The sequence below is a fragment of the Streptococcus sp. 27098_8_74 genome, assembly GCF_041431705.1.
Classification (GTDB): Bacteria; Bacillota; Bacilli; order Lactobacillales; family Streptococcaceae; genus Streptococcus; species Streptococcus salivarius_E.
This window is the reverse complement of sequence record NZ_JAPVYF010000019.1, coordinates 1-13,700: the sequence shown is the minus strand read 5'-3', so window position 1 is coordinate 13,700 and position 13,700 is coordinate 1. Positions and strand designations below refer to the sequence as shown.

At 41.6% G+C, this 13,700-nt stretch carries 13 protein-coding genes; all 13 read left to right on the top strand.

The features are described 5' to 3' along the window. Positions 1-107 precede the first annotated feature (107 nt). Positions 108-1,058, top strand: coding sequence for a 16S rRNA (cytosine(1402)-N(4))-methyltransferase RsmH (gene rsmH, locus O3670_RS08135; RefSeq protein WP_002888254.1), 951 nt, complete (start codon positions 108-110; stop codon positions 1,056-1,058). A 2-nt stretch (positions 1,059-1,060) separates the two neighbouring features. Further along, on the top strand, positions 1,061-1,381 hold the full coding sequence (ftsL, locus tag O3670_RS08130; RefSeq protein ID WP_002891750.1) for a cell division protein FtsL: 321 nt from the start codon (positions 1,061-1,063) through the stop codon (positions 1,379-1,381). Positions 1,382-1,384: 3 nt separating this feature from the next. Continuing rightward, a complete protein-coding gene (pbp2x, locus tag O3670_RS08125; protein WP_110981240.1) occupies positions 1,385-3,652 on the top strand; it encodes a penicillin-binding protein PBP2X in 2,268 nt (755 codons plus the stop codon). A 1-nt stretch (position 3,653) separates the two neighbouring features. Beyond that, complete coding sequence (gene mraY, locus O3670_RS08120) at positions 3,654-4,676, top strand: phospho-N-acetylmuramoyl-pentapeptide-transferase (protein ID WP_002891748.1); 1,023 nt, start codon at positions 3,654-3,656, stop codon at positions 4,674-4,676. 72 nt (positions 4,677-4,748) lie between these two features. Then, entirely contained in the window at positions 4,749-6,092 is a 1,344-nt protein-coding gene (locus O3670_RS08115) for a DEAD/DEAH box helicase (RefSeq protein ID WP_060971666.1), read from the top strand. Between the two features lie 479 nt (positions 6,093-6,571). Next, entirely contained in the window at positions 6,572-6,802 is a 231-nt protein-coding gene (locus O3670_RS08110) for a Blp family class II bacteriocin (RefSeq protein WP_002884558.1), read from the top strand. Positions 6,803-7,075: 273 nt separating this feature from the next. After that, complete coding sequence (locus O3670_RS08105) at positions 7,076-8,431, top strand: bifunctional metallophosphatase/5'-nucleotidase (RefSeq protein ID WP_227039368.1); 1,356 nt, start codon at positions 7,076-7,078, stop codon at positions 8,429-8,431. A 54-nt stretch (positions 8,432-8,485) separates the two neighbouring features. Then, positions 8,486-9,208 carry a YutD family protein gene (locus O3670_RS08100; protein ID WP_048790202.1) on the top strand — a complete coding sequence of 241 codons (723 nt, stop codon included), beginning with the start codon at positions 8,486-8,488 and terminating at the stop codon, positions 9,206-9,208. Positions 9,209-9,271: 63 nt separating this feature from the next. Then, complete coding sequence (gene rlmN, locus O3670_RS08095) at positions 9,272-10,381, top strand: dual-specificity RNA methyltransferase RlmN (protein WP_096832658.1); 1,110 nt, start codon at positions 9,272-9,274, stop codon at positions 10,379-10,381. A gap of 1 nt (position 10,382) precedes the next feature. Further along, complete coding sequence (locus tag O3670_RS08090) at positions 10,383-10,910, top strand: VanZ family protein (protein WP_014634995.1); 528 nt, start codon at positions 10,383-10,385, stop codon at positions 10,908-10,910. 153 nt (positions 10,911-11,063) lie between these two features. After that, entirely contained in the window at positions 11,064-11,459 is a 396-nt protein-coding gene (locus O3670_RS08085; RefSeq protein WP_014634994.1) for a hypothetical protein, read from the top strand. A gap of 63 nt (positions 11,460-11,522) precedes the next feature. Further along, a complete protein-coding gene (locus tag O3670_RS08080) occupies positions 11,523-13,280 on the top strand; it encodes an ABC transporter ATP-binding protein (RefSeq protein ID WP_037602514.1) in 1,758 nt (585 codons plus the stop codon). Beyond that, positions 13,273-13,700, top strand: a 428-nt coding sequence (locus O3670_RS08075) for an ABC transporter transmembrane domain-containing protein (protein WP_371595987.1), incomplete at its 3' end; no start/stop codon positions are given. The genes O3670_RS08080 and O3670_RS08075, both read left to right, overlap by 8 nt.

Here is a 13,700-nt window from a genome sequence, read left to right as displayed (position 1 = left end):
CAGATGATATAGTAACTAAAGAGTTAGGCCTCGGGTCTGGCTCTTTTACTATCCTGTCAACTTACAGAACGAGACAATTTCTCTATTCTTGTGCTATAATAAAAGTTATGACTAATGAATTTCACCATGTAACCGTTCTTTTACACGAAACTGTTGATATGCTTGATATCAAGCCCGATGGCATCTATGTTGATGCGACCTTGGGTGGCGCAGGACATTCGTCTTATCTTTTGTCGCAATTATCTGAAAAGGGTCATTTGTACTGCTTTGATCAGGACCAAAAGGCTATTGATAATGCTCAAGTGCGTCTCAAGGACTATATTGATAAGGGTATGGTGACTTTCATCAAGGATAATTTCCGTAATCTCAAGTCCAACCTTGAAGCCTTGGGGGTGTCTGAAATTGATGGCATTCTCTATGACTTGGGTGTCTCTAGCCCACAGTTGGATGAGCGTGAGCGTGGTTTCTCCTATAAACAGGATGCCAAGCTAGATATGCGTATGAATGAGGAGGCGAGTCTGACCGCTTATGATGTGGTCAATACCTATCCTTACAACGATTTGGTGCGCATTTTCTTCAAGTATGGTGAGGACAAGTTCTCTAAACAAATTGCACGTAAGATTGAACAGGCCCGTCAGGTTAAACCAATTGAGACCACGACGGAACTGGCGGAAATCATTAAATCGGCTAAGCCTGCTAAGGAACTGAAGAAAAAAGGTCACCCAGCCAAGCAAATTTTCCAAGCTATTCGTATCGAAGTGAACGATGAGCTTGGTGCTGCAGATGAGTCTATTCAAGAGGCCTTGGATTTACTTGCTGTAGATGGTCGTATTTCGGTGATTACCTTCCATTCTTTGGAGGATCGATTGACTAAACAGCTTTTCAAGGAAGCCAGTACGGTAGATGTGCCTAAAGGTCTGCCCTTTATTCCTGAAGACCTCCAACCTAAGGTAGCCTTAGTTAATCGTAAGCCAATCCTACCTAGTCAGGAAGAATTAGAAGCTAATAACCGCTCACATTCTGCTAAATTGCGTGTGGCTAAAAAAATCAGGAAATAATTATGGAAAATAAGGAACATCAGATTGTCAATAGAGCCATTAGAAACCATATTCGTTTTATGACGCGTATGGAAAAGGCCTTCTATTCGGCAATTGTTTTGACAGCTATTGTGATGAGTATTGCAGTTGTATTTTTACAAGGGCGTAATCAGGCTATCAAGCAACAAATCACAGACCTTAATAGCAAGATTAGTGATGAAAAAACAGAGCTTAATAATGCAAAGCAGGCGGTTAATGAGTTGACAAACTCTGACCGTATTAAAGAGATTGCTAATAAGGCAGGCCTGTCTATTAATAACGATAGTATTAAGAGTGTGAAGTAACCAATGAACAGATTAAGAAAACTTAAACATTTATTTCTAAACTATGTCGTTAGGGATAGGCGAAAGCCAGCCCAGAATCGACAGCACGTTGGTCAGAACCTTATGGTTCTCAGCATCTTTATCTTTTTCGTCTTTATTATCAACTTTGTGGTGATTATCGGGACAGACAGTAAGTTTGGTGTCGATTTGTCTACCCAGGCTGCTAAATCTTATAACACTAAGACCACGGTGGCTGCCAAGCGTGGGACGATTTACGACCGAAATGGAAATGTTTTGGCTGAGGATTCAACCAGTTATGCCATTTACGCTATCGTGTCGACCAGTTATGTGTCAGCGACTCAAGAAAAACTCTATGTCCAAGATAGTCAGTTTGACAAGGTTGCTGATATTTTAAAGGATAAGCTAGGAATTGAAAAGAGTGATTCCTTGGCCCAATTGCGTACTAAGGGTGCCTACCAGGTTTCCTTTGGGCTAAAGGGGAAGGGAATTACCTACTCTGTTAAAGAAGAACTAGAAAAAGCCTTTAAAGATGCGGGAATTAAGGGGATGGCCTTTGAAGCAACAACGTCACGAATGTACCCTAATGGAACCTTCGCGTCAGAGTTTCTTGGTCGTGCCGAAGCTGTTGAAAATAAAAAAGACGGCTCATATTCTTTAATTGGTCAAACTGGTTTGGAGCGCTCGCTCAATAGCCTCTTGACTGGAACAGATGGAGAGGCCATCTATGAAAAGGATAAAAACGGTAATACGCTTCTAGGTACGGAAACCATTACCAAGGAAGCTATCGATGGTAAGAACATCTATACAACCTTGTCAGCGCCTCTCCAAACCTTCTTAGAAACGCAGATGGATACCTTTATGGAGCAGACGCAAGGTGTCAATGCTTCAGCGACAGTTGTTAATGCTAAGACAGGTGAGATTCTTGCAACGACACAACGTCCGACCTATAATTCTGATACTCTTGAGGGACAGGCTAAGAAAAACTATGATTGGGTTAACCGTCTTTACGAAGCTCAGTATGAGCCTGGATCAACCATGAAGGTCATGCTCTTGTCAGCTGCTATTAACAATGGAAGCTTTAACCCGAATACGACCTATAGTAATGCTAATGGTATTAAGGTTGACGACGTTGAAATTAATGACTGGTCAATCAATGAAGGTATCTCAACAGGTCGTACCATGTCATTTGCCCAAGGCTTCTCTTATTCAAGTAACGTTGGTATGACCATGCTGGAACAAGAGATGGGAGACAAGGTTTGGTCTAGCTACTTATCTCTTTACAAATTTGGTCTTCCAACCCGTTTTGGGATGGTCGGTGAATCTTCAGGGGTTGTCTCTCGAAACTCTGTTAATATAGCTCAATCGTCCTTCGGACAAGGGATTTCGGTGACTCAGGTGCAGATGCTTCGAGCCTTTACCGCTATTTCAAACAATGGTATAATGCTAGAACCTCAATTTATCAAACAAGTTGCCGATACTAACCAAGGCACAGTTCGTACAGCGAAGAAGGAAGTTATCGGTAAGCCAGTTTCTAAGCAGGCTGCCTCTGAAACGCGTAACTATATGATTTCCGTTGGTACAGATCCAGAGTTCGGTACCCTTTACAATAAATCTGAAGGGTCACCTATTATCCAAGTTGGCAATTATGATGTTTCAGTTAAGTCTGGAACGGCTCAGGTTGCTGATGAGAAGACTGGGACCTACAAAGTTGGTTCCAATGAAACCCTCAATTCAGTTGTAGCCATGGTACCTACAGATAATCCAGAATATATCATGTATGTGACTGTACAGGAGCCTAAGACTTGGGATAATAATTTTTATGCAACTGTGGTTAACCCGGTTTTGGAAGAAGCCATGTCTATGGGAGACACCCTAGATACTTCTGTGTCTGAAGGTAGTGAAAAGACCGAGGAAACGAGCTATCAAACCGGCGATATTATCGGTAAGAGTCCGGGCGAGACAGCTAACACCCTTCGTCAAAACTTGATTCATCCGATTGTTCTGGGTGTTGGTGATAAGATTGAGAAGGTTTCTGTAGATGCCAAAGCCAATATCAAGGCTAATGAACAGATTCTTATCATGACCAATGATTTCACAGAACTTCCAGACATGTATGGTTGGACCAAGAAGAACGTTGAAACCTTTGCCAAATGGAAAGGCATTAAAGTTACTTATAAGGGTGGCAAGTCAGGGACTGTTACCAAACAAAGTGTTGCGGCAGGAAAAGCCCTGTCTAAAACCAAGAAGATTACCATTACTTTAGGAGACTAAGATGACTATGAGTCTGATAGCAGGTGTGGCCGCCTTTGTGTTGACGGTGCTCGCCATGCCTCACTTTATTACTTACTACAAAATCAAGAAAATCGGTGGCCAACAAATGCATGAAGATGTGAAGCAGCATTTGGCTAAGGCTGGAACACCAACTATGGGAGGGACAGTCTTCCTAGTGGTTGCCATCTTGGTTAGCTTGATTTTTAACTTCCACGTCTTTAGCGAGGGCCACCAAGCCTATGGTGCTACAGTAGGGATTCTCTTTGTAATTTTGATTTATGGAATCATCGGCTTCCTTGATGATTTCCTTAAGATTTTCCGTCAAATCAATGAGGGACTTAAACCTTGGCAAAAGATGGCCTTGCAGATTATTGCGGGTTTGCTTTTCTACTTTATCCACGTACTCCCTAGTGGGACAGATAGCCTAGCTATTGGTGGATTAACCATTCATCTCGGTGTCTTTTATGTTCTCTTTGTCCTATTCTGGATTGTCGGTTTCTCAAATGCTGTGAACTTGACAGACGGTATTGATGGTTTAGCTTCTATCTCTGTGGTTATCAGCTTGATTGCCTATGGAATTATCGCTTTTGTCAAGGGTGAGTTCGCTATCTTGACTATCATTATCACTATGATTGGGGCACTTCTTGGCTTCTTCGTCTTTAACCACAAGCCAGCCAAGGTCTTTATGGGAGATGTCGGTTCCTTGTCACTTGGAGCTATGCTTGCGGTTATCTCTATTGCCCTACGTGTAGAGTGGACCCTACTCTTGATTGGTGTGGTTTATGTCTTTGAGACAGCTTCTGTCATGCTACAGGTCAGCTATTTCAAATACACTAAGCGTAAGTATGGTGAAGGTCGTCGTATTTTCCGTATGACACCATTCCACCATCACCTCGAGTTGGGTGGTCTTTCAGGTAAGGGTGACAAATGGTCAGAGTGGAAGGTTGATGCTTTCCTTTGGACAGTTGGAGCACTTGCAAGTGCCATTACCCTTTGGATGGTTCTTGGAAACGTTATGAAATAAATGAAAAGAGCAGAAATGCTCTTTTTCTGTTATAATGATAGGGATATACTAGATAGAAAAGAAGAAGTAAACATGTCATTTAAAGATTTTAATTTTAAAACATTTATTCAGGAGGCTCTTGACGAGATTAAGTTTAAGGAGCCAACACCTGTTCAACAGAAATTGATTCCTGTAGTCCGTTCAGGTCGTGATTTGGTTGGTGAATCAAAGACGGGTTCAGGGAAGACACATACCTTCCTCTTGCCAATTTTTGAGAAACTAAATCCAAAGAGTGGTGATGTTCAGGTTGTTATTACAGCACCATCACGTGAATTGGCTACACAAATTTACCAAGCGACAAAACAAATTGCCAAACACTCTGAGACTGAAATTCGTGTAGTCAATTATGTGGGTGGTACAGACAAGCAACGTCAGATTGAGAAACTCAAGGTAGCACAACCTCATATTGTTATTGGGACACCAGGTCGTATTTATGACCTAGTTAAGTCTGGGGACTTGGCTATTCACAAGGCCCATACCTTTGTTGTTGACGAAGCTGATATGACCATGGATATGGGATTCTTGGATACTGTAGACAAGATTGCGGCAAGTCTACCTAAGGAAGTTCAAATTTTGGTCTTCTCAGCAACCATTCCTCAAAAATTGCAACCATTCTTGAAGAAGTATTTGACCAATCCAGTCATGGAACAAATCAAAACTTCAACAGTTATTGCGGATACTATTGATAACTGGTTGGTATCTACCAAGGGTCGCAACAAGAATGAACAGATTCTTGAGATGCTTAAGGGGATGCAGCCTTATCTAGCAATGATTTTCGTTAATACCAAGGAACGTGCTGACGATTTGCACAGTTACCTAGTGTCAAATGGTCTTAAGGTTGCCAAAATTCACGGCGGTATTCCACCACGTGAACGTAAACGTATCATGAATCAAGTTAAGAAGCTTGAGTTTGAGTATATAGTAGCGACTGACCTTGCAGCGCGTGGGATTGACATTGAAGGGGTTAGCCATGTAATCAATGACGCCATCCCTCAAGACTTGTCCTTTTTTGTTCACCGTGTGGGACGTACTGGACGTAATGGCTTGTCAGGAACAGCCATCACCCTCTATCAACCAAGTGATGACTCAGATATTCGTGAGCTTGAAAAGATGGGGATTACCTTTGAGCCGAAAGTCTATAAGGACGGCGAGTTTCAAGATACCTATGACCGTGACCGTCGTGCCAACCGTGAAAAAGCCTATCAAAAACTTGATACGGAAATGATTGGTTTGGTTAAGAAGAAAAAGAAAAAAATCAAGCCTGGCTACAAGAAGAAAATTCAGTGGAAGGTTGACGAAAAACGCAAACGTGAACGCCGTGCAGCTAACCGTGCTAAGGGACGTGCTGAGCGTAAAGCTAAGAAGCAAAGTTTCTAAGTATTGGCTTCTAGGTGAGAGCAAATTTTAATTTAAAAATTCAAGAGGTTGAAACCAAAGTGTTTCAGCTTTTTTGATTATTATCAAACTTTTTGGAAACTCAAAAGACCTTATTTAGTTTGAAGATATATTTTTCTTTTGAGCCTAAGGTCTCAAAACTTCCCAACGCTTATGACTACAAAGTCTTAGTCGTCATTATCACAGTGACAAGTCTCAGTATATGCTCACTACACTCGCAAAATAATTGGCTGTCTTAAGAACTGAAACTATGACAGATTTTAAATAGTTTTATCACAGCCATTTTTAAGAAGCTTTCCGTTTAAAGTAAAATAATGTGTAAGTTTGAGGTTATTAGTTGAGTCAACTCTCAAAATCAGGTAGTGACATTTATGTCACTACTTTTTTGTTGGCTTTCTATCTATAATACAATCATAGCTTTTGAGAAAAGGCTAAAAAATATTTTAAAGGAGGTTGTTTTAATGACGACACAAATCATTAACAATTTTAACTCACTTAATTCCGAAGATCTTTCTACTGTTAAGGGTGGAGCATGTAGTTTTTGGGGAGCTACAGCTGCCGTAGGCGTCGGGGCTGTTGGAGGAGCCATTAAAGGTGGTATTCAAACAGGTACTTGGCAAGGTGCAGCCTTAAAGGGTATTGGTTATGGTATTAAAGATGGGATTACTTATGGACTTATTTGTCGTTATTAGGCGATTACTGAGTCAATTTTTTGGCCAAATAGTACTTGCGCTACTAATTTATGGGCTTATATTCTTTGCTTGGCAACACTTTAGAGGAGAAATTTTCTCAATTGTGTGCATCTATGTCAGTATATCCCTAGCAGATGACGTCTATCATCTCGCAGAAGAATATGTTAAAAAGAAAGTTAACTAGGAATACCTTCCTGTTTGAAAAATAGCATGTAAAAACTTGGCAAAATGATTGTCAAGTTTTTTTATAGCAAAAGTGCTACAATAGGAGTCATGAAAGACACGATTCGAATTCTTCATATCAATGATTTACACTCTCATTTTGAACAGTATCCACAACTCAAGCGAGCTGTGGATGATTTGAGTCAGACAGATAGAGAGTTGATCAAGGTAGATCTTGGGGACAATGTGGATAAGTCCCATCCCTTATCTGATGCGACAGCCGGGCGTTTTAATGTAGCCCTGATGAATGAGTTGGGGATAGACTATGCGACTATTGGAAATAATGAGGGGATTGGTCTGGCCAAGGAGGAGCTAGACTGTCTTTATGAGCAGGCTAAGTTTCAGCCGATCATAGGAAATCTCAAGGATGAGGGGAGACAACCTGAATGGGCTAAGCCCTATCTTATCCACAAAACTAAAGCAGGTACAAACATTGCTTTCTTGGCCTATACCTTCCCATATTACATCACCTATGCTCCCAACGGTTGGCAAGTGTTAGAGCCTATGGCTCGGTTGGAAGAGGATTTGGCTCGTCCCGAGGTAAGGGATGCAGATATAGTCGTCGTTCTTAGCCACCTAGGTGTACGTTATGATGAGCAGATTGCAGAGACTTATCCACAGGTAAATCTTGTCATCGGAAGCCACACGCATCACCTTTTTGAAGAGGGCAAATTAGTCAATGAAACCTATTTAGCAGCTGCTGACAGATATGGTTATTATCTTGGCTGTATTGACCTTACTGTGAAAAATGGGCAATTGATAGAGTGTCAGATTGAGGCTATCCCCACCAAGTCCTACATCTTGGATTTAGACAAGGAGGACGAAGCCTTTATCAAGGCTATGCGTGAGGAAGGCCATCGTCGTTTAGCTCAGAAAAAAGTAGCTAATCTAGGTCGAGAACTAGATTTTGATGAGACCTGTCAATTGGTTTTGCAGGCTGTTTGTCAGGAGACTCATAGCCAATTAACGCTTTTAAATACTGGACTCATCATGAAGACTTTGGGTCCTCAAGTGACCATGGCAGACCTGCAAGAAGCCCTTCCTCATCAGATGCGGATGGCTCGTCTAGTCGTGACAGGACAAGAGCTCAAAGAAATCTGTCAGGAAGTTTTTACTAAGGCTGAACTCCTTAAAAATCAAGCTATTAAAGGTATGGGATTTAGAGGGAAGACATTTGGTGAAGTAATCACGGGGAATTTTGCTTACAAAAACGGTAATTTGTTGTATAATAGAAGGGTTGTAGATTCCAATGAGAAGTTTAGTTTGGTCCTTGTGGACCAGTACTACTTTGCTTCTTACTTTCCTACAATTAAGGAAAAGGAAGTTACTCTTCTTTTTCCAGATTTGTTAAGGGAACTTGTGGCCAAGTATTTAGGAAAAAATGGTGCCAATTGGGATAAGATATAGAGACTTTATTACAGCATCATGATAGAAAATAAGAGAGAGCAGAAAGGATGGCACATGCGTAAAGAAATCTTGCCAGAAATGTTTAATTATAATAAATATCCAGGGCCAGACTTTGTGTATGTGGCTGATCTTCTGAAATCAGATGCCTGTCAGTTTACAGTTCTTGAAAATCACAAGGATGCTTTAGACGCTACCCGCTTTGGGCAACGTTTTTCTGAAATCATGCTCAAGTATGATTATATCGTTGGGGACTGGTCCAATGATCAGCTTCGCCTTAAGGGATTTTACGAGGACGAGCGCCCTAATACGCGTAAGACAGACCGCATTAGCCGATTGTCGGAGTATTTGCGTGAATACTGTGCCTTTGGTTGCGCCTACTTTATTTTGAAAAATGAAGAGCCGCAATTAATCGTCTTTGAAGAGGAGACAGAACCTCGTCGCAAGCGCCGTCGTTCTAATAATCGTCGTAATGCTTCTCAGGAATCTAGAGAGCGCAATGCTTCTCAAAAGAATAAAGGACAAAAAGCTTCTGCTAAGCAAAAGCCAGACAAGTCCAAACGAAGAGATAGGGATCAAGAGGGTCCAAGCTTTGAGAAAATCAAGCGTCGCCCTAAGTTCAAATCTAGATCCGAGGACGGTGGTCGTGAGCGTAAGCCTAACTTCAAGAAGAGTCAGAAGCAAGCTCCAAAATCTAAAGGTCAAAACACCCCATCGAAGAAACAAAGCCAGACCAAGTCAGATGGTCAGCATTTCACAATCAGAAAAAAAGGAAATTAAACTATGTCAGAAGTAACAACACAAGCAAAACCAGAACGCCGTAAACGTCAGAAGTTAGAGGATATGGAAGGCTACAAACCTTCTATTTATGGTCTTACTCGTGACGAGTTGATTGATTGGGCTATGGAACACGGTGAAAAGAAATTCCGTGCTACTCAAATTTGGGATTGGCTCTACAAGAAGCGTGTGCAATCTTTCGAAGAAATGACTAACATTTCTAAGGATTTCATTGCTAAATTGAATGAGAATTTCTGTGTGAACCCATTGAAACAACGTATCGTTCAAGAATCTAAAGATGGTACCGTTAAATATCTTTTTGAATTGCCAGATGGTATGTTGATTGAGACGGTTTTGATGCGTCAACACTATGGTTTGTCTGTCTGTGTGACAACCCAGGTTGGATGTAACATCGGTTGTACTTTCTGTGCCAGTGGTTTGATTAAGAAACAACGTGACTTGACTGCTGGTGAGATTGTGGCGCAAATCATGTTGGTACAAAAATACTTTGACGATCGTGGCGACGGTGAACGTGTAAGCCACGTGGTTGTTATGGGTATCGGTGAGCCATTTGATAACTATGACAATGTGCTTCGTTTCTTGCGTACCATTAACAATGATAATGGTCTTGCCATTGGAGCGCGTCACATTACCGTATCAACATCTGGTTTGGCACCAAAAATCAAGGAATTTGCTAACGAAGGTGTTCAAGTTAACCTTGCCGTATCACTTCACGCGCCTAACAATGACCTTCGTTCAAGCATCATGCGTATCAACCGCTCATTCCCACTTGAAAAACTCTTTGAAGCTATCGAGTATTACATCCAAACAACCAACCGTCGTGTAACTTTTGAGTATATCATGCTTAATGAGGTCAATGACCATCCTGAAAATGCACAAGAGTTGGCTGATTTGACTAAGAAAATCCGTAAGTTGTCATACATCAACTTGATTCCATATAACCCAGTATCAGAGCACGATCAATATAGCCGTTCAACTAAAGAACGTGTGGCGGCCTTCTACGATGTGCTTAAGAAAAATGGGGTTAACTGTGTGGTTCGTCAAGAGCACGGTACAGATATCGATGCTGCTTGTGGACAATTGCGTTCAAACACTATGAAACGCGACCGTCAAAAAGCAGTGGCAGAAGCTTCTGGTAAATCAGAAGGTAAGTAAGATGTTTCGGCTTAAGACTTGGGTAGATAAGGATGGAGAACTAACACCAAAAGGAAGAAAGCTAAGCCGAGTTTTGGTCTATACTTATCTCCTTTGTTTAGTGCTCCTGTGTTGGACACCCCAGTACGGGCTAGTTGAAGGTGTTGACACCCCTGGTATTCAACATTTTGGTCGTGTTGTGGTCCTATTAACCCCATTCAATAGTTTGACCAACTTTTATCAGCTGGATAGTCTTAAGGAGATTGTCTTTGTCCTTGGGCAAAATGTGACCAACATTTTCTTACTGAGTCCGCTGATTTTAGGGCTTTTAGCCTTGTACCCCAGATTCAGGTCTTGGAAAAAGGTCCTTTTAGCGACCTTTGTCATGTCTTTGACGATTGAGGTTGGACAAGTCATTCTAGACCTTCTCATTGATGCTAATCGTGTCTTTGAGTTAGATGATTTATGGACCAATACTTTAGGAGGTTTGCTGGCATTAGCTGCCTACCGCCTCCTTGTGAAACTGATTCAAACGCATTTTAAAGAGTAAAAAACCTGGGAGCTTACGCGTCTCAGGTTTCACTTATTTTCTATCATACAAATACAACACATTCAAAAGAGGGAAAAATGAATAAACACGTTTGGAGAAATAATGAAACATTTAATGATGACAGTAGTCACCGTATTAACGTTAGGAGTAACAATGACGATGGTTAAGGCAGATACCTATCAAAGTGGCCGTGATGCCGATATCATGCGAGAAAGAGGACAGGTTTGGAATTATTCTGAGGCTAAGAGAGAGCCTCAATTAGCTAACTACAACACCGATGGTCGCTATCTCAGTGAGGCAACTAACTTTGAATTGTACAATTTTGTCAGAGAGTATAAGACATCTGATGAAATCAGACGCATTTGGAACCCTAAGAAAGATGAATCCGTTATCCATGATAAGGATAGCTACTCTATGGATGATGGGCACAAGGTCTATAATTTTGATTCCTTTGCTTATCAATTGCCAGAGTCTACTGATTTTGGGAAGTTATCTTATATTGGTCACTTTCAGTTAGAAGATGGCACAATCTATCGCTATTGGAAGTAACCTTATCATACGAGACTTATACGAGGTCTATTATTAACCATTTGTAAGGATAGGAGGAGTAACTTGTCTTTTAAAGAATCAATCATTGCAAAACTTTGGTGGTTTTTCAAGTTAGAAAAACGCCGGTATATTGTTGGGATTTTGGCACTGAGTCTGGTTTCGGTTCTCAATCTGATTCCTCCTATGGTTATGGGGCGGGTCATTGATGCTATCACATCGGGAAAATTGACCAATCAGATCTTGCTTTTGAATCTCGTTTATTTGCTTTTGGCAGCTTTGGGGATGTACTATTTGCGCTATGTTTGGCGCATGTATATCTTAGCGACCTCTTATCGCTTGGGTCAGATTATGAGGTCACGCCTTTTTGAGCATTTTACCAAGATGTCGCCTTCTTTTTATCAAAAGTACCGAACAGGGGACCTCATGGCTCATGCAACTAATGATATCAACTCCTTAACCCGCTTGGCTGGTGGGGGTGTCATGTCAGCCGTAGATGCGTCTATCACAGCCTTGGTAACCTTAATCACCATGTTCTTCAGCATTTCCTGGCAGATGACCCTGTTGGCTGTCTTACCCCTACCCTTCATGGCTTTTGCGACTAGTCGTTTGGGACGCAAGACCCATAAAGCTTTTGGTGAATCCCAGGCAGCCTTTTCAGAACTTAATAATAAGGTTCAGGAGTCGGTATCAGGGATCAAGGTAACCAAGTCTTTTGGCTATCAGGAGGCTGAGCTTCAGTCCTTCCAAGAGACCAATAAGATGACTTTTAAAAAGAATATGCATACCATGAAGTATGACAGCCTTTTTGATCCTTTGGTCTTGCTCTTTGTTGGCTCATCTTATGTTTTAACCCTTCTTGTCGGGGCCTTTATGATTCAGACTAATCAGATAACGGTCGGAAATTTAGTAACCTTCATTACCTATTTGGATATGTTGGTTTGGCCTTTGATGGCCATTGGCTTTCTCTTTAATATCACACAGAGGGGAAATGTATCCTACCAACGTATTGAAAATCTTCTGGAGCAGGAATCAGATGTTCAAGATCCTGCTCATCCTCTCCCAAGCATTGAAAATGGTCGTTTAGAATATGCGATTGACCGCTTTGCTTTTGAGGATGAGGATACTTTGAGAGATATTCATTTCACCTTGGACAAGGGCCAAACCCTTGGTTTGGTTGGGCAGACTGGTTCAGGAAAGACGGCTCTTGTCAAGTTGCTCTTGCGGGAGCACGATGTCAATCAAGGAGCCATCTATTTAAATGGACATGATATCCGAGACTATCGCCTATCAGACTTGCGTAGCTTGATGGGCTATGTTCCTCAAGACCAGTTTCTCTTTGCCAGTTCAATTTTAGACAATGTCCGCTTTGGTAATCCTGAACTCGCCTTTGAAAAGGTGGAAGAAGCGACTAAGTTGGCTCAAGTTTATGAGGATATCAAGGCTATGCCTGAAGGCTTTGAAACAATCATTGGTGAAAAGGGTGTCAGCCTATCAGGTGGTCAAAAACAACGTCTGGCCATGAGTCGTGCCATGATTTTGGATCCAGATATTTTGATTTTGGACGACTCCTTATCTGCGGTTGATGCCAAGACAGAACATGCCATTTTTGATAATCTCAAGCATACCCGCAAGGACAAGACGACGATCATTACCGCCCATCGTCTTAGTGCGGTAGTGCACGCTGACCTCATCTTAGTCATGCAAAATGGTCGTATCATTGAACGGGGCCGTCATGAGGACTTACTAGCTCAGGGTGGTTGGTATGCCAAGACCTATGAGTCTCAACAGTTAGAAATGGAAGGAGGAGAAGTTGATGCCTAATCAAAACCAATGGTCTGTGTTTAAGCGTCTCTTGACTTATCTCAAGCCTTACAAATTCTTGACCTTTCTAGCTTTGGCCTTCCTCTTGTCCACTACGGTTATCAAGAGTATCATTCCCCTTGTGGCCTCTTATTTTATCGACCACTATCTGCATGATATGAATCAGGCGGCAAGCTTGATTCTGATTGGTTACTATGGTCTTTATCTCTTACAGACGCTAGTCCAGTATTTGGGAAATCTCTTTTTTGCGCGTGTGTCCTACAGTATTGTCAGGGATATTCGCCGAGATGCCTTTGCCAATATGGAGAAACTAGGTATGTCTTACTTTGACAAAACTCCAGCAGGCTCTATCGTTTCCCGCTTGACCAATGATACAGAGACTATTAGCGAGATGTTCTCAGGGATTCTGTCTAGCTTTAT

Coding starts and splice junctions, on each gene's coding strand:
- rlmN (WP_096832658.1), top strand. CDS start 9,272: ATGGAAGGCTACAAACCTTCTATTTATGGTCTTACTCGTGACGAGTTG.
- O3670_RS08110 (WP_002884558.1), top strand. CDS start 6,572: ATGACGACACAAATCATTAACAATTTTAACTCACTTAATTCCGAAGAT.
- pbp2x (WP_110981240.1), top strand. CDS start 1,385: ATGAACAGATTAAGAAAACTTAAACATTTATTTCTAAACTATGTCGTT.
- O3670_RS08105 (WP_227039368.1), top strand. CDS start 7,076: ATGAAAGACACGATTCGAATTCTTCATATCAATGATTTACACTCTCAT.
- mraY (WP_002891748.1), top strand. CDS start 3,654: ATGACTATGAGTCTGATAGCAGGTGTGGCCGCCTTTGTGTTGACGGTG.
- O3670_RS08085 (WP_014634994.1), top strand. CDS start 11,064: ATGACGATGGTTAAGGCAGATACCTATCAAAGTGGCCGTGATGCCGAT.
- ftsL (WP_002891750.1), top strand. CDS start 1,061: ATGGAAAATAAGGAACATCAGATTGTCAATAGAGCCATTAGAAACCAT.
- O3670_RS08100 (WP_048790202.1), top strand. CDS start 8,486: ATGCGTAAAGAAATCTTGCCAGAAATGTTTAATTATAATAAATATCCA.
- rsmH (WP_002888254.1), top strand. CDS start 108: ATGACTAATGAATTTCACCATGTAACCGTTCTTTTACACGAAACTGTT.
- O3670_RS08115 (WP_060971666.1), top strand. CDS start 4,749: ATGTCATTTAAAGATTTTAATTTTAAAACATTTATTCAGGAGGCTCTT.
- O3670_RS08090 (WP_014634995.1), top strand. CDS start 10,383: ATGTTTCGGCTTAAGACTTGGGTAGATAAGGATGGAGAACTAACACCA.